This is a genomic window from Pseudomonas sp. gcc21 (genome assembly GCF_012844345.1).
In the GTDB taxonomy this organism is placed as follows: domain Bacteria; phylum Pseudomonadota; class Gammaproteobacteria; order Pseudomonadales; family Pseudomonadaceae; genus Halopseudomonas.
In genome coordinates, this window is sequence record NZ_CP051625.1 from 747,828 (window position 1) to 770,679 (window position 22,852).

General features: G+C 59.1%; 18 protein-coding genes. 9 read left to right on the forward strand and 9 right to left on the reverse strand.

Features of this window, described 5'->3' with window-relative positions; all coding sequences use genetic code 11:
* Nucleotides 1–162 precede the first annotated feature (162 nt).
* Together HG264_RS03600 and HG264_RS03605 are read left to right on the forward strand one after the other, a co-directional pair.
* Nucleotides 163–1,176 carry a PHB depolymerase family esterase gene (locus tag HG264_RS03600; RefSeq protein ID WP_169406369.1) on the forward strand — a complete coding sequence of 338 codons (1,014 nt, stop codon included), beginning with the start codon at nt 163–165 and terminating at the stop codon, nt 1,174–1,176.
* A gap of 365 nt (nt 1,177–1,541) precedes the next feature.
* The gene (locus HG264_RS03605) at nt 1,542–2,594 is read left to right on the forward strand and encodes a PHB depolymerase family esterase (protein ID WP_169406370.1); all 1,053 of its coding nucleotides are present in this window, start codon (nt 1,542–1,544) and stop codon (nt 2,592–2,594) included.
* A 50-nt stretch (nt 2,595–2,644) separates the two neighbouring features.
* Here the strand turns inward: HG264_RS03605 and HG264_RS03610 are convergent, their stop codons facing one another.
* Nucleotides 2,645–4,405 (reverse strand): ABC transporter transmembrane domain-containing protein, encoded by a 1,761-nt coding sequence (locus tag HG264_RS03610; protein ID WP_169406371.1) that lies wholly within the window; start codon nt 4,403–4,405, stop codon nt 2,645–2,647.
* Between the two features lie 231 nt (nt 4,406–4,636).
* Here HG264_RS03610 and HG264_RS03615 point away from each other — a divergent pair, with 231 nt between their 5' ends.
* Nucleotides 4,637–5,833 carry a multidrug effflux MFS transporter gene (locus tag HG264_RS03615; RefSeq protein WP_169406372.1) on the forward strand — a complete coding sequence of 399 codons (1,197 nt, stop codon included), beginning with the start codon at nt 4,637–4,639 and terminating at the stop codon, nt 5,831–5,833.
* Nucleotides 5,834–6,503: 670 nt separating this feature from the next.
* Here the strand turns inward: HG264_RS03615 and selA are convergent.
* The 7 genes from selA to HG264_RS03650 all read right to left on the reverse strand — a co-directional run bounded on the left by selA (nt 6,504) and on the right by HG264_RS03650 (nt 16,957).
* Nucleotides 6,504–7,913, reverse strand: coding sequence for an L-seryl-tRNA(Sec) selenium transferase (gene selA, locus HG264_RS03620; protein ID WP_169406373.1), 1,410 nt, complete (start codon nt 7,911–7,913; stop codon nt 6,504–6,506).
* A 337-nt stretch (nt 7,914–8,250) separates the two neighbouring features.
* A complete protein-coding gene (gene fabB, locus HG264_RS03625; protein ID WP_169406374.1) occupies nt 8,251–9,468 on the reverse strand; it encodes a beta-ketoacyl-ACP synthase I in 1,218 nt (405 codons plus the stop codon).
* An 11-nt stretch (nt 9,469–9,479) separates the two neighbouring features.
* Entirely contained in the window at nt 9,480–9,995 is a 516-nt protein-coding gene (fabA, locus tag HG264_RS03630; RefSeq protein ID WP_150301160.1) for a 3-hydroxyacyl-[acyl-carrier-protein] dehydratase FabA, read from the reverse strand.
* 212 nt (nt 9,996–10,207) lie between these two features.
* A complete protein-coding gene (locus HG264_RS03635; RefSeq protein ID WP_169406375.1) occupies nt 10,208–11,776 on the reverse strand; it encodes a class I adenylate-forming enzyme family protein in 1,569 nt (522 codons plus the stop codon).
* A gap of 102 nt (nt 11,777–11,878) precedes the next feature.
* Nucleotides 11,879–13,801: an ATP-binding protein gene (locus HG264_RS03640; protein WP_169406376.1), complete on the reverse strand. Its 1,923-nt coding sequence runs from the start codon at nt 13,799–13,801 to the stop codon at nt 11,879–11,881.
* Nucleotides 13,798–14,679 (reverse strand): hypothetical protein, encoded by an 882-nt coding sequence (locus tag HG264_RS03645; RefSeq protein ID WP_169406377.1) that lies wholly within the window; start codon nt 14,677–14,679, stop codon nt 13,798–13,800. Before HG264_RS03645 ends, HG264_RS03640 begins: the two co-directional genes overlap by 4 nt.
* A gap of 97 nt (nt 14,680–14,776) precedes the next feature.
* Nucleotides 14,777–16,957: a TonB-dependent siderophore receptor gene (locus HG264_RS03650; RefSeq protein WP_169406378.1), complete on the reverse strand. Its 2,181-nt coding sequence runs from the start codon at nt 16,955–16,957 to the stop codon at nt 14,777–14,779.
* A 129-nt stretch (nt 16,958–17,086) separates the two neighbouring features.
* Between HG264_RS03650 and HG264_RS03655 the strand changes: the two genes are divergently transcribed.
* Genes HG264_RS03655 through sixA form a run of 3 tightly spaced genes read left to right on the forward strand, consistent with a single transcriptional unit; the run spans nt 17,087 to nt 18,959 of the window.
* Nucleotides 17,087–18,127 carry an NAD(P)H-dependent glycerol-3-phosphate dehydrogenase gene (locus HG264_RS03655; RefSeq protein WP_169406379.1) on the forward strand — a complete coding sequence of 347 codons (1,041 nt, stop codon included), beginning with the start codon at nt 17,087–17,089 and terminating at the stop codon, nt 18,125–18,127.
* The gene (locus HG264_RS03660; RefSeq protein ID WP_169406380.1) at nt 18,124–18,519 is read left to right on the forward strand and encodes a DUF4389 domain-containing protein; all 396 of its coding nucleotides are present in this window, start codon (nt 18,124–18,126) and stop codon (nt 18,517–18,519) included. The genes HG264_RS03655 and HG264_RS03660 overlap by 4 nt, the downstream gene beginning before the upstream one ends.
* Complete coding sequence (sixA, locus tag HG264_RS03665) at nt 18,516–18,959, forward strand: phosphohistidine phosphatase SixA (RefSeq protein ID WP_169406381.1); 444 nt, start codon at nt 18,516–18,518, stop codon at nt 18,957–18,959. Before HG264_RS03660 ends, sixA begins: the two co-directional genes overlap by 4 nt.
* Here sixA and HG264_RS18565 read toward each other — a convergent pair.
* The gene (locus HG264_RS18565; protein ID WP_256663765.1) at nt 18,952–19,077 is read right to left on the reverse strand and encodes a hypothetical protein; all 126 of its coding nucleotides are present in this window, start codon (nt 19,075–19,077) and stop codon (nt 18,952–18,954) included. The two genes, sixA and HG264_RS18565, sit on opposite strands and share 8 nt — an antisense overlap.
* 44 nt (nt 19,078–19,121) lie before the next feature.
* Here HG264_RS18565 and HG264_RS03670 point away from each other — a divergent pair, with 44 nt between their 5' ends.
* The 3 genes from HG264_RS03670 (at nt 19,122) to HG264_RS03680 (ending at nt 22,758) form a co-directional block, all read left to right on the forward strand.
* Nucleotides 19,122–20,807 carry an AMP-binding protein gene (locus tag HG264_RS03670; protein ID WP_169406382.1) on the forward strand — a complete coding sequence of 562 codons (1,686 nt, stop codon included), beginning with the start codon at nt 19,122–19,124 and terminating at the stop codon, nt 20,805–20,807.
* A 106-nt stretch (nt 20,808–20,913) separates the two neighbouring features.
* Nucleotides 20,914–21,777: an alpha/beta fold hydrolase gene (locus HG264_RS03675; RefSeq protein WP_169406383.1), complete on the forward strand. Its 864-nt coding sequence runs from the start codon at nt 20,914–20,916 to the stop codon at nt 21,775–21,777.
* A 144-nt stretch (nt 21,778–21,921) separates the two neighbouring features.
* Nucleotides 21,922–22,758 (forward strand): DUF4892 domain-containing protein, encoded by an 837-nt coding sequence (locus tag HG264_RS03680; RefSeq protein WP_169406384.1) that lies wholly within the window; start codon nt 21,922–21,924, stop codon nt 22,756–22,758.
* The last annotated feature ends 94 nt before the right edge of the window (nt 22,759–22,852 follow it).

Here is a 22,852-nt window from a genome sequence, read left to right on the forward strand (position 1 = left end):
GGTACAGCGTCCTAGCGCTACGCTTGTAGCAAGAGCGTTGTGGCAAGTCGTTCCAGGAAAATGTTTGTTGAAACGTCGTGTTTCCTTTTCGTGCAATCTGCTTCACGCCAGCTGCTGACCGCCGGATAGGTATCCGGTTGAACACGGAAAAAAGGAAACACTATGACGAAGACCAATCTGGCGTGCTGGATGGCATTGGCGCTGATGACGACAGGCTGTGGCGGGGGAGGCGGAGGCGGATCGGATACACCCGATACACCGGTTGATACCCCAACGGATACTCCAGCTGATCCGCCACCCGTAGAGGATCCGCCAGCAACTGATCCGCCGCCAATCGATGAGCCACCCGCCGAAGAACCCCCTGTCAGCGACCCACCAGCGGGCGGCGGCGCGGTATCACAGCCAGCGCCTTCGATCGGCTGCGGCGGGCCGGCGCCGAAAGCGGGCGCCCGTACCATCTCTGTGGCCGGTATTGACCGGCAATACATTCTCGATCTTCCTACCGGCTACGATGCCAGCAAAGCCTATCCGCTAGTATTCAGCTTCCATGGTCGGGGGCGCGAGGCTGGCGAATATCGCGACAGCAACAGTCTCAAGGAAACAGTCGGTGACGCCGTGATACTTGTCCACCCTCAGGGTGTGCCCGATCCGAGCGCACCGGTTGAACCGGGGCGGGACAGTTGGGAGCGTACCGGGGATCGTGACATCGCCTTCTTTGACGCAATACACAACGAATTAACCAGCGAAGCCTGTGTTGATGAAGATCGCGTATTCACGACAGGCATGAGCATGGGTGGCTTCTTTGCTGCCCGGCTGGCATGCGAACGCGGTGATGTGGTGCGGGCATTTGCTTCGGCTGCCGCCGGGCCACCATTGAAAAGCGCCACCGAGTGCGTCGGGCGCGCCGCCGCCTGGACCGCCCATGATCCCCAGGACGAGTTGATCGATTACACAACCGATGGGCTGGCGCTTCGGGACTACTGGCTGGACGCCAACGTCTGCGGTGAGGAAACCCGCCAGTTGAGTGACGGTTGTGTTGAATACACCAACTGCGATGCGGGTTACCCGGCGCGCTGGTGTCAATACAGCCAGGCAGACAAGCCCTATTCCAATCATCACGAATGGCCGAGTTTCGCTCCTCGCGCGGCGGCCGACTTCTTTCTTGCACTTGACTGACCAGCCGTGGGAAAGCGGGCCGGCTGGCCTCGCTTTCCCAACCATCACCTATCGATAACGCTCACCGCCCGCCTATTACTGAAGTCGCTGCTGGAAAACAGCAAGCTCCCTGAAAGTGGCATTTTGGCAGTATCCGTTGAGCGAAAAACTCACTGCTGAAGTTGAAGTTCATCACAAGCCGAACGGTCAAGACTGCACTTTACAAGGGGCGGGGCGTCAGACTCGGCTGACGCTTGTGGCTTGAGCGTGCGAGTAAGTCGTAGTAGGAAAATGTTTCTTGAAAACGTCGTGTTTCCTTTCGTGCAGTCTGCTTCACGTCTGCTGCTGACCACCGGAATGTTCCGGGTGACTATAAGGGGGACACGATGACCAAATATAAATTGCTTTACTGTGTGGCGCTGGCGATTCTGGCGACGGGTTGTAGCAGCGGAGACGACGATGACGATTATGAAACCGCGCCTGATGTCATTACCGAACCTGAGCCAGGCGCAGATCCTGGCACAGACCCTGGCACAAACGCTGGCACTGAGCCGCCGGTCACTGGCGATCCTGCTCCAGCTGACCCGGTAGATCCGCCACCGGCTGATGATCCGATAGCCGAGCCGCCACCACCGCCAACTGCGGGACCCACGCCTGCAGCACCGTCCATAGGCTGCGGCGGACCAGCACCGCAAGCCGGTAGCCGGACTATCGCAGTGGGCGGGGATGACCGGCGTTATATCCTTGACCTTCCGACTGGCTACGATCCGGAGAAAGCTTACCCGGTGGTATTCAGCTTCCACGGACGCGGAGACGAACTGAAGGGAAAGGACAACAACTACAAAGCGACCAACGGCATAGTCGAAACCATGGGCGAAGCTGCGATAGTGGTCCACCCCCAGGGCATGCCGGTTCCCAGCGCAGCGGAATATCCCGAGCGTAGGAGCTGGGAGACCGTTGGCTCGCGGGATGTGGCCTTCTTCGATGCGATGTATGAAGAACTGCGCGGCGAAGCCTGTGTGGATGAGAACCGTGTATTCACCATGGGCATGAGTATGGGCGGTTTGTTCGCTTCTCGCCTGGCCTGTGAACGGGGCGATGTGGTTCGCGCATTCTCGGCCGTCGCTTCGGCGCCGCCGCAAAAGAGCGCTTCGGAGTGCGTCGGGCGCGCTGCGGCCTGGGCAGCACACGATCCGCAGGACAAACTCATTCCCTATACAGACGGGCTGGCCCAGCGACAATACTGGGTAGACGCCAACATGTGTGGCGAGGAGACGCGTCAGCTTGAGAATGGTTGTGTGGAATACACCAACTGTGACACCGGATATCCGGTGCGCTGGTGTGAGTACAGCCTGGCAGAGCAGCCTAACTCTAGAAACCACGAATGGCCTGGCTTTGCTGCGAGCCAAAGCGCGGCGTTCTTCCAATCGCTTGACTGATTTGAACTAAGCACCTGGGATGCGGGCCGCTCATGGCCCGCGTTCTGCTGTCAAATCGTCGCTGTACCGAATTGCAGCTCGGCCAAGCGTGCATAAAGGCCGTTATGTCTTACCAGCTCATCGTGCGTACCTAGCGCAACCAGGCATCCTTTATCGATTACCGCGATGCGATCCGCATTCTTTACCGTTGCCAGACGGTGGGCAATGACGATGGTTGTCCGGTCCTTGGTTAATCTGGGCATGGCCTGCTGAATAAGATATTCGCTGCGTGCATCCAGCGCGCTGGTTGCTTCGTCGAGCAGCAGAATCGGGGCATCGGTCAACAGCGCACGGGCAATGGCCAACCGCTGCTTCTGCCCGCCTGACAGACCCAATCCTGCATCACCGAGTTGCGTCTCATAGCCGTTGGGCATGTCTGCGATGAACTCATCGGCGTGTGCGGCGCGGGCAGCAGCCTCGATAGCCGACTCGTCTGCTTCCGGGCGCCCGTAACGGATGTTCTCGGCTACGCTACCGTAGAACAGTGCCGGGTTTTGCGAAACCAGTGCGAAGCAGGCGCGCACTTGTGCCGGGTCGAGGCAACGGATATCGAGACCATCAATGGTGATGCGTCCGTCGGTGACATCGAAAAAGCGTAGCAGCAGATCAAACAAGGTGGACTTTCCGGCGCCGGACGGCCCGACCAGCGCAAGCGTTTCCCCAAGGCGTATATCGAGGGAAAAACGTCTGATCACCGGCAAATCAGGGCGGGTGGAAAAGCTGAAATACACCTGCTCAAAGGTGATGCCCTGCGAAAGCCTCTCAGGTAATTGCAGCAAACCGGTCCTGGGTGCGCTGATTTCCTGTTTGGTACGCAGCAGCTCGACGATACGGGCGCCGGCGCCCGCGGCCCGTTGCAACTCACCAATCACCTCGCTAAGCGCGCCGGCCGCAAGCCCCACAATGAGGCTGTAAAACAGAAAGGCGGCCAGTTCACCGAGGCTGATCCTGCCGGCGATAACATCCAGTCCACCGACCCAGATCATCATCCCGATTGCGCCAAGTACCAGCACGATCACGATGGACATCAGCCAGGCGCGCTGACGGATGCGGCTTCTGGATACTTCAAAGGCTTGTTCGACGACGGTGCTGAAACGCGCCCGGTCCTGCGCCTGGTGATTGTAAGCCTGGACCGTCTTGATCTGACCGAGCACTTCACCGACATAACTGCCGACGTCCGCGACCCGGTCCTGACTCAGCCGTGAAAGCCTGCGCACGCGTCGACCGAAGTAGATGATCGGCGCAATAATCAATGGGACAGCCAGCATGACGATACTGGTGAGTTTAGGATTCGTAACCACCAGCAGGACGATGCCACCGATCAGCATCAGTCCATTGCGCAGAGCGATGGACAGCGTCGATCCGATCACTGACTGCAGCACGGTGGTATCAGCAGTGAGCCGCGACTGAATCTCTAAACCGCGGTTGGTCTCGAAAAAACCGGGATGCAGGTCAATGACGTGATCGAATACCTGCCGGCGGATGTCCGCCACGACTCGCTCGCCAATCCAGGACACCAGATAAAAGCGCGCATAGGTGCCGATGGCCAACGCCACTACCATCAGCAGAAAAACGCTGACACTCTGATTAAGCAGCTCAGGTGAGCCGGTGACGAATCCCTGATCGACCATCAGGCGAAGCCCCTGGCCGAGTGAAAGCGTGATCCCTGCCGTGAACACCAATGCGAGCAGAGCGCCTGCGACCCGCCAGCGATAGGGCGCGATGAAACGCAGAGCGAAGCCTAGTGTCTCGTACTGGTGAGGCCTTGACATGAGGGCTCCGGTCGAAAGTGGGATCGCTATGCTACCTTGAATCGAAACCTGCCGATAACGGGGCGCTACGGATTTGTTGACGATGTCCGCCGTAACTCAAAAGGCAGGATTTGATCCGCCCGGGATCCATCAGTGCAATGGTCTGTTGCAGGCATGCAGCAATTGTTTCTGTCATCATGATCGCTTTGGTTCCGGCTGCGCACCAGTCGGGGCTCGTCTCCGGAATACCCTATGCCGTTAAAGATACTTCTCATCCTGGGTGGTCTGAGTGCCTTTGGTCCACTCGCCATAGATCTGTACCTGCCTGCCTTTCCGGCAATGGCCGAAGTATTCGCGACGGACAGCGAGCACATCCAGCTGAGTCTTTCCGCCTACTTCCTGGGGTTAGCGCTGGGTCAGGTGTTCTACGGCCCGATCGCAGACCGCTTTGGGCGCCGCAAGCCCTTGCTGTTCGGTATCGGGCTCTTCTGCGCCGCGTCGTTGGCCTGTGCTCTGGCACCCACGCTTGAATGGCTGATCGCAGCGCGCTTCGCTCAGGCGCTCGGCGGTTGCGCCGGTATTGTAGTGAACAGGGCGGTGGTGCGGGATTTATGTGAGCCGATTGAAGCCGCCAAGGCGTTCTCGCAGTTGATGCTGGTAATGGGGGTTGCGCCCATCCTGGCGCCGTTGGCCGGCGGCTGGCTGTTGGCGTTGGGTAACTGGACATGGATATTCCTGTTCCTGACGCTCTTTTCTGCGGCGTTTTCCCTGGCAGTCTTTTTCGGGCTCAAGGAAACGCTGGCGCCTAGCGCTACGCCACCGGCCCTGTCCAGCGCACTGGGACGGTACCGCAGGTTGCTGGGTGAGCCGCTGTTCATGTTTCACGCGCTTACCGGTGGTATCGCGATGGCCGGGATGTTCGCCTATATCGCCGGTTCTCCGTTCTTGATTATCGAGCTGTATGGCGTAGCGCCCGCGCATTTTGGCTGGTTCTTCGCGGTCAATGCGTCCGGTTTCATTCTGTTCGCACAGGTCAATGGCTGGCTCCTGCGCCGTCATCCCCCGATGAAGCTGCTGCGATTTACCACCATATTCTTCGCCGCGTGCAACCTCATCCTGCTGGGGGTCGCGCTCTACCAACCGGATACGCTGTGGCCGTTCCTGCTGCCGTTGTTTGGCAGTGTGGCTGTGATTGCGCTGGTACTCCCCAACTCATCTGCGGAAGCCATGGCCGGGCAGGGGCACCAGGCGGGGGTTGCGTCGGCGTTGATGGGTACCATGCAATTCGTGATAGCGGGGATTACCTCTGCACTGGTTGGTATTCTGCATGATGGTACGGCGGTGCCCATGACGGCTGTCATGGCCGCGTGCGGGGCAGGTACCTTGGTGATGGCGTGCATGGCTCAACACACAGCGACAAAACGAGCCCGGGTCGCGCTGCCCGGCTGAAGTCGGTGAGCGCGACGGGGGCTAACGGTAACGGCGCTCGTATTGGCGGCGTTGCATCGGGCCCGAGTCATGCATCTGGGGTGGCCTGCGCATTTGAGAATTACCCGAGCCTAGCCGGTTTTCGCCCGCCCGTGGATTGCCTGGATGCGCATGCGGCTGCGGGTTATGCGGTCTGTGCTTACGATATTGCGAGGACCTGTCGTATCCGCGGTGTTGTTGGTCTGCCCGGTGGTGCCGGCTGCGCTCGTGATGGCGGTCCTGGTAGCTCGGGCTGAGTCCCGGGCGAGAATCCTCCGAGCTGAAATGCAGCCGATAACCGCTGGATTGCACCTGCACTGAGGGCGCCGAGCGATAGCGCTCGTGCGTCGCGCGGTAATGGTCAGGCGCGCGGTAATGCCTGTCGCTATAATAATTCGTCTGAGGCGGAGCGGCTCGATAATGTCCACCGTCGGCGTATACCGGGCTGGTCAACAAAAACCCTGTGAAAAGCGCCGGCAGGCACAGCAGCTGGATGACACGACAATATGTCATGGGCGGAACTCCCGGTGACGGTGCTGGATTGTAGACTGTGCCTGGGCAGCGATTCGGTGCATGACACAGCTATATCCATGGGACTGCGTTAAGCCGCAAAGGTCAATGTCAGCTGCGCGCTTTGTGACCGCCGGCGCGCCTAAAGAGTAACGGCGTAAGACAGCGGCGCCTTTGCCAGCTGGTCCAACAGTTCCGACTCTTCATCCAGACACCGCAGATCCAGAATCAGGCGCCCGTCGTTGATGCGTCCGATGATGGGGATTGGTAATGAGCGCAACGCTTTCTGAACGGATTGCAGGCTGCGGTTGGCCTCGCGCTTTCTCGCCATGGGAGAAAGCACCAGCGCCTGGCTGGGAAGTTGCTCGACGGGGAGGGCGCCGCTGCCGATCTGGCCCATTACAGGTTCCGAGGTCACGCTGAATGCTTCGCCTGCCCACAGCTGCATCGCCGGCCGCAGGCGTTCGGCCTGTTCGGCGATCTCCGCTTGTGGTCGACTTAGCCAGCGCAGGCTGGGCAAGTGCCTGGCGAGTCGATCGGGGTTGGAGTAGATGCGCAGTACTGCTTCCAGCGCGGCGAGGGTCACCTTGTCGCATCGCAGTGCGCGCTTGAGGGCATTCTTTTTTAGTTTATCAATCAGCTCACGCTTGCCGACGATAATCCCCGCCTGAGGACCACCCAGCAGTTTGTCCCCGCTGAAGGACACGAGATCCGCCCCGTTATTCAGGCTGTCCATCGGGGTCGGTTCGTAGGGCAATCCCCAGCGCCGCAGGTCCACCAGACTGCCGCTACCCAGATCCACTGTGTAGGGCACGCCATGCTCATGCGCGGCCTGCGCCAACTGCGCTTCGGGTACGCTGGCGGTAAAGCCCTGGATAACGTAGTTACTGGTATGCACTGTCATCATCAACCCTGTCCGGGCGTTCGCCGCCTCCTTGTAGTCCTTGAGATGGGTGCGATTCGTGGTGCCCACTTCGCGCAGTTTGCACTGGGCGCGTTGCATGATGTCAGGCACGCGGAAGGCGCCGCCGATCTCTACCAGTTCGCCGCGCGATACGATTACTTCCTTGCCGCGCGCCAAAGTGTTGAGCATCAGCAATACGGCTGAGGCGTTATTATTCACCACCGTCGCGGCTTCGGCGCCGGTGAGTCGACACAGCCAGGCCTCCACGTGGCTGTCACGATCGCCGCGCTTGCCCTTGTCCAGATCAAACTCAAGATTGCTGGCGCCGCGGGCGACGTCACACATTGCCTGAATGGCTTCTTCGGGTAGCGGTGCACGACCGAGATTGGTATGCAGGACAGTGCCGGTCAGGTTGAAGACTTTGCGCAGGGACGGGGTTAGCAGTCGCAGCAAGTGATCCTCTACTGCTGCGGCGAGCTGGTCCGTCTCGCACGGGCAATTATTCTGACGCAGTTGATCCAGCTCCTCGATCACAGCCTGTTTGACCAGTGGCTGACCATGATCTTGCTGTAACTGGCGGATGAGCGGCCAGGCGAGAACCTGATCGACAGAGGGTAACAGGCGGCGAATGTCTGCTTGCTGGTTCATGGGGCTCCGGCGTAAGGGTCAGTAGTGGGAGCGACAGGCGCTTCTGTATGTGACCCGACCTTAACATGGCGGTTCGATTCGCTGTGGTCCGGGGGAGTCGGTTTCGCTTGGGCAGATTAGCCGGGCATGGATCAGCCTGGTCGTAACGCAGGCGCACTACAACCCCAGGGTCGCCTTGGAGCAAGCTCGGCGAGAATGAAGGCTTTGAATATGAGTTTTGGCCTAGCGCAGGGGCGCTTCATCCAAAGGAAGGTGTATAAAAAACGCCGCCATCCCACAAGATGACGGCGTCTGTCAGTGCTGACTATGCAGGCGAGGCATCAACCTCCATGCAGGCTCAGGCGTCGGCCCAGCGCTTGAGGATCAGCGTAGCGTTGGTGCCGCCGAAGCCGAAGCTGTTGGACATCATCAGATCCACGGCCTGATCCAGCCGCTCGCGCAGGATTGGCAGGTCCGCTGCGTTCTCGTCCAGCTCCTCGATGTTGGCCGAGGCGGCCAGGAAGTTATCGCGCATCATCAGCAGACAGTAGATAGCTTCCTGTACACCGGCCGCACCCAGCGAGTGACCTGAAAGGCTCTTGGTCGAGCTGATTTTTGGAGCCTTGTCACCGAATACTTCGCGGATGGCCTTGAGCTCTGCAACGTCGCCGACCGGAGTAGAGGTGCCGTGCGTGTTGAGGTATTCGATGGCGCCATCAACGGTAGCCAGTGCCTGTTGCATACAACGGACAGCGCCTTCGCCGCTGGGGGCAACCATGTCGTAACCATCCGAGGTTGCGCCATAACCAACCACTTCAGCGTAGATCTTGGCGCCACGGGCCAGAGCATGTTCCAGCTCTTCGACCACAACCATGCCGCCGCCGCCAGCAATGACGAAGCCGTCACGCTTGCTGTCATAGGCGCGTGAGGCTTTTTCCGGCGTTTCGTTGTATTGCGTGGACAATGCGCCCATGGCGTCGAACAGCATGGACTGGGACCAGTGTTCCTCTTCGCCGCCGCCGGCGAAGACAATGTCCTGCTTGCCCAGCTGGATCAGTTCGGCAGCGTGACCGATACAATGCGCACTGGTCGCGCAGGCAGAGGAGATAGAGTAGTTGACGCCCTTGATCTTGAATGGGGTGGCCAGGCAGGCAGACACGGTGCTGCTCATGGTACGTGGCACACGATACGGCCCGATCTTCTTCACGCCTTTCTCGCGCAGAATATCCACCGACTCCATTTGGTTCAGTGTCGAGGCGCCACCACTGCCGGCGACCAGACCGGTGCGGAAGTTGCTGACCTGCTCTTCTGACAGACCGGCATCTGCAATGGCCTGTTGCATGGACAGATAAGCAAAGGCTGCAGCGTCACCCATGAAACGTTTGACCTTGCGATCAATGGCGGCATCCAGATCTATCTTAACGCTGCCGGAGACCTGACTACGCAGGCCCATTTCCTTGTACTCAGGGTTGAAGGTAATGCCCGGCTTGCCTTCTTTAAGGCTGGCAGCCACGGATTCGATATCCTGGCCAAGGCAGGACACGATACCCATACCGGTAATCACGACGCGACGCATAGTGATGATCCTCAGAAACTGTCAGTAGAAGTAAACAGACCTACCCGCAGACCTTCGGCGGTATAGATCTCGCGACCGTCAACGGCCATGCTGCCATCGGCGATGCCGAGAGTCAGGGAGCGATTGATGGTGCGTTTGATATGAATAGTATAGGTAACCTTCTTCGCGGTCGGCAGGACCTGACCGAAGAACTTCACTTCGCCGGAGCCGAGCGCACGACCGCGGCCCTCAAAGCCCAACCAGCCAAGATGGAAGCCAACCAATTGCCACATCGCATCCAGACCCAGGCATCCGGGCATGACCGGATCACCTTCGAAGTGACACGCAAAAAACCACAAGTCAGGATGGATATCCAGCTCGGCAACGATCTCACCCTTGCCAAAGCGGCCGCCGGTCTCACTGATATGGACGATCCGGTCGATCATCAACATGTTCGGGGCGGGCAATTGCGCGTTACCGGGACCGAATAATTCACCGCGGCTGCACTGTAGCAGCTCTTCCCGGCTGTACGCGTTTTGTCTAGACATAGAAGCTCCTGCTCATCCCCAATCGTGGGGCGCTAATGATTCGGCTTGGCGGTAATAATTGTGTGGGGCATCCGCCAGCGTAAGCTCAGACTGCTGACCAGGGGCGAAAGTCACACCATGTCAGACCAGAGGCGCTAGAGGATACTCGCAAGGCCCGCCGAGGACAAAATTTCTTGTCCCCGGCGGTAGCTGGATCAATAGTGAGTTCAGCGTCAGTCCAGCTCGCCATAGGTCGCCTGGAAGCTGTCGCGTAGCTCTCGTTTGAGCACTTTGCCGATGGCGCTGCGTGGTAGCTCATCAGTCAGTATCAGGCGGTTCAGCCGCTGGGTCTTGCCCACCCGCGCATTGAACCACTGCAGGATCTCTTCGGCAGCGGTAGTCGCGCCCGGGTTGAGTACGGCGTAACCCACCGGCGTCTCGCCCCAGCTGCGCGATTGCACACCAATCACGGTGACTTCCTGCAGATCCGGATGCTTGCGCAGTTCGGTTTCCAGATCGCTGGGGTAGATGTTGAAGCCGCCGCTGATGATCATATCCTTGCGTCGATCCATCAATGTCAGGAAGCCGTCTTCGTCGAAACGGCCGACGTCACCGGTGCGGATGAAGCGTTTACCGGTACTGTCGTACCATTCCGCTTCGGCTGTCTTCTCCGGTTTGTTCAGGTAGGCGGTCATCATGGCTACCGAGTGTCCGACCACTTCCCCAATCTCGCCGCGTGGCAGTTCGTTGCCATCCTCGTCGATCACACGCATATCGTGACCGTCCAGAGGCTTGCCGACAGTGGCGAGCTTGTCGGGATGCGCGTGTGCGGCAAGCATGCAGGAGCCGCCGCCTTCGGTCATGCCGTAGAACTCCAGCAGCCCACCGGGCCAGCGCTTGAGAATGTCGGCCTTGAGTTCCGCGTGAAAAGGCGCACTGGTGCTGAACTTCATCTTGAAGCTGGACAGGTCGTATTGTTCGAAATCGTCTCGCGCCATGATGCGCTGGTACTGCACCGGGACCAGCATGCTGTGAGTGGCGTGGTGCTCGGCGGCAAGCTCGAGATACTTTTTGGCGTCAAACTTGCTCATCAGCACCAGCGTACCGCCCAGGCCCAGGGTCGGCAGGAAGGACACCAGCGTGGTATTTGAATACAGCGGGGTCGACATCAGCGTGACGCAATCCGGGCCATAGCCAAACGCCAGGCCGCGCTGTATGTGGGACCACCGCATGCCATGCGATTGCACGATGCCCTTGGGCTCGCCGGTAGTGCCGGACGAATAGATGATATTGAAAGGCATCTCGGGCGAGAGGGTTACCGGTTGCGGCGCAGTGTCGGTCATCCACTCGGAAAACCCGTCGGCGGGGCGGCTGTCGTCCAGGGTGAACAAGGGTAGCGTTATGCGCTCCTTGACTCCGCCCAGCTCGTGGTCGGTATGTTGATCAACGAAAAACAGTTTTGCTGCTGAATCCTTGAGCATGATCAGCAGGCTTTCAGGAGTGGAGGAGGGGGCTAGGGGGGCAACGACGACGCCAGCGCGCAAAGCACCGATAAACAGGATGGCGTAATTGGCCGAATTGCTGGCGCAGATCGCAACGCTGTCGCCTGGCTCAAGGCCGTCACGTTGCAGAGAGGCGGCCACGCGGTTGGCCAACCGGTCCAGCTCTCCGTATGTGACGCGGCGATCATCCTGAATCAGTGCTGTCTGCTCCGAACGGTCACGTCCGTGTTGAGCGATCAGATCCGGCAGGGTGGTAAACGGAGACTCCAGGGTGATTGGCGAAGCGGCGTTGGCACTCATCGATTGTCAGGTCCTGTTTGATGATGGATGCCTTAGTTTCTCTATTAAATGGCCAAGATTCCATTGCCGCGTCCGCTGACCGCCGAACAGAATGATGCTCGATCAGTTCGGTAAATGCCGCTGCAAGAGCCAGGCATCGATGGCCTGATCCAGTGCGAGGGCTGATAGAGGTTTGCTCAGAAAGCCGCTCATGCCGGCTTGCTCACACGCCAGACGCTCTGAAGTCAGCGCACTGGCGGTCAGAGCGATGCAAGGCACCGGCGGCACATCATGCTGCTTGCAGTACTGCAGGTAGCGCTGATAAACGGCAATGCCGTCCATGTCTGGCAGTTGTATATCCATCAAAATGCCAGCGAACGCCCGCTGCGGATCAGTGAGCAGGTCGATAGCCTGCTGACCATTTTGCGCTGTTTGTACTTCGTGCCCCCTGTTGCGCAGCATGCCTTCGATAACCATCCGATTGACCGGGTTGTCCTCAACCAGCAGCAATGCGCCCGGGAGCGGATTGCTGCGTGGCGGTTGCGGCGGTGGCGCGCTGGCTAGGAAGGTGGACCGGTCAAAAGGCAGGCGCAGGATGAAGCAGGAACCTGCGTTCAGCTCGCTGGTTGCGCTCAGATCCCCGCCCATGCTGCGCGCAAATGTGCGGGCGATGGACAGTCCGAGCCCTGTCCCGCCGAACCGCCGCGAGGTGCTGCTGTCAGCCTGTTGAAAGGCTTCAAACATGCTTTCCAGGCGATCCGCTGCGATACCGATGCCGGTATCCCTTACTTCGCAATGCAGAATCACTTTTGCGGCTTCTTGCTCCCAGCGAGCTCTGACATGGATCTCGCCCTGCGCAGTGAACTTCAAGGCATTGCCAATCAGATTGACCAGTATCTGGCGCAGGCGGGTAGGGTCACCGGTCACATCGCTCAGTGCCGGCGGACCTTCAAGATCCGCAATCAGACGCAAGCCCTTTTGCCTGGCAGCGTATTCAAAGGGTGCAATCGCGCTGGCGAGCTTCTCGCGCAAATTGAAGGGAATGCGTTCATATTCGATGGTGCCGCTTTCAATACGCGACAGGTCGAGAATGTCGTTGATCACATCGAGCAGATGATGAGTCGATTCGCCGGCGATATGCACGTATTCCGCCTGCTCCGAGTCGAGCGCAGTAGTTTCGAGCAATTGCAGCATACCCATCACACCGTTCATGGGCGTACGTAGCTCATGGCTCATCATCGCCAGAAACGCTGATTTGGCGTTATTGGCCCGCTCGGCCTCTTCCCTGGCGGCGGTCAGGTCCTTGATGGCAAGGCGTTGTAGTTCGCGCGTCTCTTGAAGTTGATATGCAAGTGCGTTGATGTTCGCGCCCAGGCGGCCGATCTCGTCGTTTCCTTCACCGGTAAGGCGCGTTTCAAACCGGCCATTTTTCAGCGATTGAATGGCATTGCTCATATGGGTCAAGGGCATGGCCAGCTTACGGGCCAGGCGCAGTGCAAGGAACAGGGTGGCTAGCACAGCCAGGCCGGTAAAGGTGGCACTCCAGAGTATGTCCTCGCGCCGATCGCTTAACGTCTCATGGTTGAGCATTACCTTCACCTGGCCCAGGAAATCGTGCTCCGCATCGGCGCTCTCTGCGACATCCAGCATATGAAGTTCGTGATCCAATTCTATGCGCTGACGCAGAATGTCGGCATTGAACACCAGGTTGGCCGCCCCCGGTTGGGGATTTCTGGCTTTGCGAGGTAATCGGACCAGCAGCTCACCATCCCGGTCATACACTTCGATAGCCAGTACGTCGCGAATCTGCAGGGCGCCTGATATGAGGTTTTCCAGCGTAGCCGTGTGACCTGTTACAACCCCGAACTCCGCCGTTGTGGCCAGCTGTTGGGCAATCAGTTCGCCGGTTTCATACTGCTGGCGTTGAACGTCATCCAGCCGCGCATTGACGAAATACAAGAGTAAAGTCAGCCCGAGTATGACCGCAGGGGCGAGAGCGATCAGTAGCAGGTGGTTATGAATACTGCCCGGCTTGCAGTGGTTCACTGTCCGGTCTCCCTATTTATCAGCTGCTGCAATAGTGCGGCGTCATCAGGCGGCGGAAAGCCGAGAGAGCGAGCGACGTGTGGATTGGTGACGACGGAGAAATGTTTCGGGTAACTCAGGCCGGCAGGAACGCGCTCGTCCAGCAACTCACTGACACTGCGCGCCATATCGGCAGGCGAACTGAACGTGGTGCCAAGACCTCCAGCCGGAATGAACGGCGCGCTGGGCCCAATCATGAGCTTGTCCCGGGCATAGCTGGTCAGTAGCAGGGTTCTTAGGGTGTCGGCCCGGTAAATCGTCTGATCATCGATGGCCATCAACACATCGCTGCGCGAAAGGACGTCGATAAGAGGACGTGCAAGGTTGTCCTCTGCTTCAACTAGCTCGGTGAGCAATGTAAGGCCTGCGGATTCGGCCGCTTGCTGCCAGGCAGGCAGTTGTATGCGGCTGGCGTCGCTATACAGCAGGCCGAGCGTATCGATGCGGGGGAGAAGCAAGCGCGCAAGTGCTACCTGACGGGAGGGTTCAGGACTGGCGAGCAGTATATGACGCGAGCCGCGAAGCAATTCAGGCGGGTCGTGCTGAAGTTGTTCGAGTCTGACGTAGGTGGCGACGGTCGGTGTCTCGGGATGATGTGCCTGCTGCCACTGGGCTGCCCGCCATCCCATGGTCACTACCATGTCGGCAGATGTTGTCGATAGCGGCTCGCCAAGTATATGCATCAGGATGTTGTCGGCTGGCCGAAGCTGCCGCAGTGCGACAGTGAAATGGTCTGTCAACTCGGTGCGCTCGGGCGCTATTACCGTCAGGTTGGCGGCCCAGCCCGGGAGGGCAAGCAGCACGAGGCAGGTACATAGCAGCCCTTTCAGGCGCTTCACCTGCATAGGGCCGCAAAGGTAGAGAGAGCCATTAAACATCCTTGTCAATGATTCATTAGTCTGAATGGAGCCGCGATCATACGCTGCTTCCCTGCGCTCAGAAACTCAGTTGGGCGCTGAGATAGTAATGGCTTGGGCTGGCGAATTGATTCTCGGACCAGGTCAGGCCTTCGTCATCCAGCCTGTACTGCCAGGTCAACGCCAGATCCAGACTGCTGCTGCGGGTCAGCTCCAGTCGCTTTCCGGCCCGGGAGTCTACACGCTCGAAGCGCCGTTCGTTGAGCATATCGGCGCCGTAATAGATTAGGCTGCTGTCAAAGCCGCCAGGCCATTGCCGCAGCCACGCCACCGAGCCGCTGTTGCGCGGGGTCAGGCGCCGATCCAGTTTATGTGCCGCGGTAAAATCGATGTAGGCGTAGGTCAACCGAAGACGATCGGTTCGCGTTGCCTGCCAATCCAGTTGTCCCTCAGCGCCGGTAAAGCGTACGAACCCTGCGTTGCTCGGGACAAAGTTCTTCAGTTGCAGAGGTTCGCTCATCATATCGTCGATTTCCTCATGGAAAGCGCGGAAATCCATCGATAGAGCGAGTCGGTGGCTGTAACCGTTATAGCCGAGCTCAGCCGATCGCATGTGCTCCTGCTTCAGGTTTCCGGGTCCTTTCGCATGGGCATAGTAGGTTCGGCTGAGGGTTGGAGCCCCGCTCATGTTGGTCGGACGATAGGTCCAGGATGCGTGGTTCTCGTACATGTCCGGAGTACGTATCGCTTCCGAGTACACAGCCCGCAAGCTATGGCTCGGGCGGAGGAGATAGTGCACGGCCAGGCGCGGGGAGAATGAATAGCCGGTCAGCTCGCTGTCCTCAGCCATGCCGGCAGCGTGCAACAACCATCGGTTGTGGGGCCTGTATTCAATGTTGGCGAAAAGCTGGAGCGTCCGGTTGTCCACGACGCCGTTAAAAATGGTGTCTGAGCGGACCCGGTCATAACGCAGATTCGAGCCGAACACTGTGCGCAGCTGCTCGGTAAGCTGCAGGGTGTCCTGCAACTCAACCTCATAGCGCGTCTCCCTCATCGTATGGTTGATATCCCAGCAGACCGGGCCGGTGTCGAGTGACGCGTCATGCTGGGCGATGACCTTTTCGGCGAGAGGGAAGAGCGCTGCCTTATCACCGGGAAATAATGCCTGCAAGGCTTCGGCATCATCCAGCTTGCCACGGAAATATTTGTTCAGATGCCGCGCCAGTTGCGGATCCGCCTGATAAATCGTTTTCAGGTCAGGTGAGAATACAACCGGCGAGTCGCAGGCGCGCCATTGGCGTAGCCGTTCCATATGCTGGATGGAGGTACTCGCCTGCAAATTGTGGGTGGAGGAAATATCATTGCTCCAGCGCGCCGAGGCGAACCAGTTGCGATCGCGAGAATCCGAAGAAGGCGCATGCTCGCTGATCAGACGTTCGAAGGCAGAACCTTCCGCGCCGGGATAATCGGGGTTGCCGGGCGCCATGGCTTCGTAATCATAGTCAGCCTGACGGGAGCCGTCCGCAGCGCCCAGTTGCCACGCCAGCGTCTGGCTTGAATCGATATCCGTGGTGCCGGACAGCGTAAAAGCATCGCTGCGCTGGCTGTCGCGAGTGGACTCGCCATCTTCGTTGTGGTCAAACCCGTTATCGCGTCTTCCGGTGATGCTCAGTCGCATATGGGTCTCGCCTGCTTTGAAGCCATGGCTGCCGTAGCGGTCATCGACGCCCCGGGTGCCGCGGGTTACTTTCAGGCGTGTACCCAGGCTGCCGGCCGGATCACGGGAAACAATGTTGATCACACCCATCAGGGCGTTCGCCCCGTAGGCCGCAGTGTTCGGCCCGCGAAATACTTCGATACGTTCGATGTCATCCATTGCCAGCGAAAGTCCGGACCAGTCGATCGTGGCAAATCCGGGGCGGTAAATCGAACGGCCGTCCACCAGCACCTGCAGGCGGCGGGCTTCGCTTACATTGGTGCCATGGTAGTTGACGTTGACGGTGTTGCCCGAGTGGTAGCCAACCAGCATGCCCGGCACCAGTCTGAGCAGTTCGGGCACGTCCCGTGCGCCGCTTGCGCGAATCAATTCCCGGTCAATGACCGTCATGCTGCCAGGGACGTCAGCGGGCGCTTGCCTGAGCCGCGTAGCGCTGAGCACCGTCGGCAGCTCGGGGCTACCGAGCGGGCTGCTTTCCCTGGCTTGAACCGCACCGGTCATCACTATCGTCAATAAAACGACCAGACTACGAGTTTCGATCATGTCCTGAGCTGTCCTGGCTGTTTGAGGCGGCGCCATCATAGCGGCGAGAACAGGTTTTGCCACTCCCGCATCGCTGTTATCGTGCTGTGAACTTATAATGCCGTTTGTCATTTGAACAAAGGATCTTGCATGACTGAGCAAAAACAGCCGGTTTGCGTTCTGGGTGGGGGCAGTTTCGGGACCACTCTGGCCAATCTGATGGCCTCGCATGGGGTGCAAGTGACCTTATGGTTACGTGATCAGACCGTCGCGGACGAGATCAACCGCGAGCACCGCAACAGCCGATACCTGCCGGACATAGCGCTGGATCCGCGCCTGATTGTCACGACCGATCTGCATGCCGCATTAGCGTCAGCCAAGTTGATATTTCTGGCTATTCCCAGCGGAGCCTTTCGCAATGTGTTGCAGCAGATCGGGCCCGATCTGGCAGGCAAGGGCGTCGTCAGCACCACCAAGGGCATAGAGCATCCTGGCTTTCTGCTGATGAGTCAGATAGTTGAAGCCGAGGCGCCGGGCGCCCGGGTTGGCGTACTGTCGGGGCCTAACCTGGCCCGCGAAATGGCCGCTGGCGCGCTGACTGCCACTGTGATTGCCTGCCGGGACGAGACGTTGTGCAGTGAGGTTCAGGCGGTACTGGGCAGCAAGAGTGTCCGGGTGTATGCAAGCCAGGACCGTTTTGGTGTGGAGCTCGGCGGTGCGTTGAAGAACGTCTACGCCATCATCTCCGGTATGGCAGCAGCGATGGGCGTCGGGGAAAACACCAAGAGCATGCTGGTCACGCGGGCGCTGGCGGAAATGACCCGGTTTGCGGTCAGCATGGGCGCCAATCCCATGACCTTTCTCGGTCTCGCCGGAATCGGCGACCTGATGGTTACCTGCATGTCGCCGCAATCACGAAACTTTCAGGTTGGCTTTGCGCTCGGAAAAGGCCAGACGCTCGAAGACAGCGTGGCGCAACTGGGGCAAGTTGCTGAAGGGGTGAACACGCTTCGTGTGCTCAAGCAGAAGTCCGACGAAGAGGGCATCTATATGCCCCTGGTTGCCGGACTGCACGCTATCTTGTTTGAAGGTCAGCCGTTGGCTGATGTGATCGGTCGGCTTATGTCAGCTTCTCAGAAAGACGACGTTGAATTCTCCTCCTATGTTAATACCGGGAACGCCACGCTATGAAGCATGCCAAGACAGCCATTACCTCTGCCGATTTCTGGCTGCGCCTCCTCTATATCCTATTGTTTGCGCTCGCGTGGCAGATCACCGAGCTGCTGCTTGTCGTGGTAGTGGTGCTACAGATCGGCTCGCAGCTACTCAACGGCTCCTATGAGCCACGGCTGACCGGATTCGGAAATAGCCTGTCGCAGTATGCCTGGCAGATCGGCCGTTTTGCGACCGGCGCGACTGAGCAGAAGCCGTGGCCGTTCATGGAGTGGCCGGACCCCCAGGCTGAATGGCGCGTCAGCCGTGTTCAGCCGGTCTCTGCAGCCAGTGCAGCCAGTGCATCAGCTGCCGACGCGGGCTCTGAAGCGTCCGGCGACTCGTCCACTGGCCCCGTACAGCCATCATGAGGCTCTGGATACTTCGTCATGGTCAGGCCGAGGCGCAGGCGCCTACCGATGCTCTTCGTGAGCTGACCGAGGCAGGCCGGCAAGAGGTTCGTGCAGTCATGTCCCGTCTGGCCGGTGAGCCGCTTGAGGCTGTGCTTGCCAGCCCGCTGGTGCGCGCACAGCAAACCGCTGAACTGGCCTGCCAGATAACCGGCTATAGCGGCAAAATCAGCACCGTCGACTGGTTGGTACCTGAAACTGATCCGCGCATTGTAATCCGCCAGCTGGAACAGCAAACCGAGCAGAATCTGCTGCTGGTAAGTCATCAGCCTTTGGTCAGTCAGTTGATAAGCCTGCTGGTGGAGGGGCATCGACGCGGTCACTACCCGATGCCTACCGCAGGACTGGTCTGCCTTGATCTGGAGTACGTGGCGGCCGGTCTGGCGCAACGGGTCAAATGATCTGACATTCATCTGCAGAATCAGCGCGCTTGCCGCTGTTCTGCGCTTGTTTGCCCTTTTTGAGCATGGGATAGTGAGGTCCGAAACGCTTGGTCGGGTGATGCCATTCCTTGCTCATTCAGCACCTAGCGGTAATAACAAAAAGTCCACGAGGCCCAGCAAATGCCAGATCAGGTAAAACTGGCTGTTTCGTCCGCTCTCGAAAGCTTCTTTGAGCGGGAGCAGGCGCATCCGGACAAGATCTATCTGGTTCAGCCCCACGCGGACGCGAGCGTCGAGGAATTCACCTGGGCTCAGGTGGGCGATCAGGCCCGGCGGATCGCGGCTTATCTACGCTCGCTTGAGCTGGACTCCGGCAGCCATATTGCGCTTTTCTCGAAAAATTGCGCGCACTGGATAATAGCCGACCTGGCGATCTGGATGGCCGGGCATGTCAGTGTGCCGATCTATCCGACGCTGGACAGCGATTCGGTGCGCCAGATACTGGAGCACGCCGAGTGTCGGGCGGCTTTCATCGGCAAGCTGGACAGCTGGCAGAGCGTACGACCCAGCGTATACCCGGATATTCCCTGGCTCGCGCTGCCATTGGCGCCAGACAATGACGATTCGCTGTCCTGGCAGGGCCTGCTGAATAGCAACGAGCCGCTGACCGGAAACAGCCTGCCAGATCCTGCCGCCGTCGCGACGCTGGTTTATACCGCAGGCACATCGGGCCCGCCCAAGGGCGTGATGCTCAGCTTCAGCGCCATGTATCACGCGGCGAACAACTGGCTGCGTCTGTTCGTAATCAACGACACCGATCGGCTGCTGTCATACCTGCCGCTCAGCAATGTAGCGGAGCGGCAATTCGTCCAGATTGCTTCGCTGCTTGGTGGCGAGACGATTTATTTTGTGCATGGCTCCGACACCTTCGTGCGCGACATGCGCCGCGCCCGCCCAACGGTGTTTTTCGGTGTGCCGCGGCTCTGGTCCAAGCTGCGGCAGAGCGTATATCGCCGGGTTCCGGCGATTGTGCTGGATCCTCTACTGAAGATACCCCTGCTTCGCCGGATTCCTGCCCGCATGGTGTTGACGGCGTTAGGCCTCAACCATATCCGTTACGCCGTCAGCGGCGGAGCGCCTCCAGAGGATGACATGCTGCGCTGGTTTCAGCGTCTTGGCATGAACCTCGTCGAAATTTACGGCATGACCGAAAACTGCGGTTATTCCCACCTTGGCAGACCTCAGCGATTCAAATCAGGTTGGGTCGGCTTGCCGAACCCGGGCGTCGAATGCCGGCTCGCGGAGGATGGTGAGCTCCTGCTGCGCAGCCGGGCGAATATGCTGGGCTATTTCAAGGATCCTGACGGGACCGCGCGGATGCTCGATCAGGATGGCTTTCTGCACACCGGTGATCTCGGCGAGGTCGACAAGGAAGGGTTTCTGCGGGTCATCGGCCGCGCCCGGGATGTATTCACTACCCGCGCCGGGAAGGTAATCCGGCCCGGGCCGATCGAGCGGCTGCTGGATGCCAGTACGCTGATCGAGCAATCCTGCGTACTGGGCGAGAACCTGCCGCAGCCGATAGCGCTGGTGCAGTTGCACGAGGCTGAATCAGCCACTCAGGAGCCAACTATTGAGGAGCGCCTCTCGCGCATCCTCAATGACACCAACAAGCGTCTGCCGCAGCATCAGCAGCTCGCCTGCCTGGTCGTGATGCGTGATAAATGGAACGTGAATAACGGTTTTATCACTCCGACGCTAAAGCTCAAGCGGCATGTGGTTGCAGCTACCTATCAGGACCAGCTCGAGATGTGGTCGGTCAGCGGCAAGCGAGTGCTATGGCAGGAGACGCCCGCATCGGACTGATGGTTGAGCGATACCCGGTCGCCCGTGTTGCGTTCCATGCGCGCGACGCTGGGTCCACCGTATTCGATGTATAGATTTTTCTACCTTTTTCAGGATCCCAGGATTTATGGAACACGCGAGTCACGAAGTCCGCTTTACTCTGCCTTCTATCGAAGTTGCCGCAAAAGTGTGGGGCAAGCCTGACGGGCTGCCGGTCATAGGGCTGCACGGTTGGCTGGATAACGCTGCCACCTTCGACCTTATCGCACCGGATCTCGACGGAGTGTATCTGGTTGCGCTGGATCTGCCGGGTCACGGTCTTTCCGGTCACCTGCCTGCCGGCGGCTACAGTCTGTGGCAGCAAGCCGCTACGGTGTTACAGGTCGTCGAAAGCATGGGATGGGACAGGTTCGCGCTGCTCGGGCATTCAATGGGCGCGATTATCAGCAGCATACTGTCTGCCAGCGTCCCCGATCGCATCCTGGGCGCTGCGCTGATAGACGGACTGATGCCGATCACCTCCAACGCGGATGACACGCCGGCGCAAATGGCGCGCTTTCTCGAAGCCAGTCTGGCCACCAGCAAGAAGCGCAAGCCGGTTTACGTTTCGCCGGAGAAGGCAACTACCGCCCGTATTCTCGGCGGCAGCATGCCCTTGTCACGTGCCGCTGCCAGCTGTCTGGTTGAGCGCGGGCTGATGCCGGAGCAGGGCGGCTGGACATGGCGAACCGATCCGCAATTGATGTTGCCTTCGGCGCTTCGCTTCACACCTAAGCAGGCCGTTGCGATAGTTGAAGCAATACGCACGCCCACCTGCCTGGTTGTCGCCAGTGAAGGCATTTTCTCAAGGCGACCAGAGGCATCAGCACTGCTTGAGCAGTTTCAGAATCTGCAGATTCATCGACTTGAAGGCGGACATCACCTGCATCTGGAGCAGGCCGCCCCGGAGGTCGCAACGATTATTGACAGTTTTTTCAAAAGCCTCGCTTGACCGGCTACAAGCGCTGGCCGAGGCTATCAGAAGGTCGGACATTGCTATAGGCTCATGCCACCGCATGACCGGCTGAAGCCTGGTTGGCTTGGCCCCGTAAACCCCTTGGGAGGCGCGGTAATGCTGCAACGCTGAGGAGAACAAATGCCGTCAAGAAGACGACCGGCTCTGCTGTTGATGGGATTGGCTTTTACCGTGTTATCCGCCTTTCTGCAGGCTGCTGATGCGATCCCGGATGAATTGATGATTCAGCCTTTTCCCCGTGCCGAAGTTGCCAGAGTGAACGTTGAGGAGAACATTGACCATGGCGTAGCCATTGGCAGCGTACGGCGCATCAACAACAAATTGCGGGCCGAGCGCGAAGTACGCACCGTCGGCTCACTCCTGCAGGTCTCCTGGTTGATCCCTTCGGGGCATGACGCAGATGAGGCTTTCGCCCATGCAACCCAGCAGCTGCTGGATAACGACACGACCATGCTGTACTTCTGCGAGGGTCGCGAGTGCGGAAGCAGCAGTACCTGGGCGAGTCAGGTCATCGGTTTCTCTCGCTTATATGGTCCCGATGATAACCAGGCGTATCTGGCGATGCGTGTTGATGAGAAGCCTCAGCGATTCCTCAGCCTTTATGTGATTACCCGTGGCAACCGCCAGGTCTATTTACATGTTGATCAGTTCACTCCTGACCAGCCGGTTGAACGCGCTCTGTATCCAACGCCCGCGACGCTGTTGAAGGTTATCAACAGCGAAGGGCATTTCAATGTACCTGCTGCCGAACTGGAAGACCCCGAAGGGGAGACGATGGCGAGTTGGCTGGATCTTCTGAACCGCGCGCTGCGCACTGATACCCGTTTGCGTGTTGTTATACACGGAGCTCAGGCCCCGGCTGTGGTGCAGGGACTTGCCGATCGCGGGATTCGTAAGCAGCGGCTGGAGGTCGGCGAAGCAACCCCAGGGGCGGGGATACGTATCGTCAAGATCTAGGGCTACTCCCGCGCCTTGTTTCAGGGCGCGGGTTGCAGACAAATCCCGGTTCCCCAGCTGTTGGTGGGCAAACGTGAAACCCTCTCCTGATCTC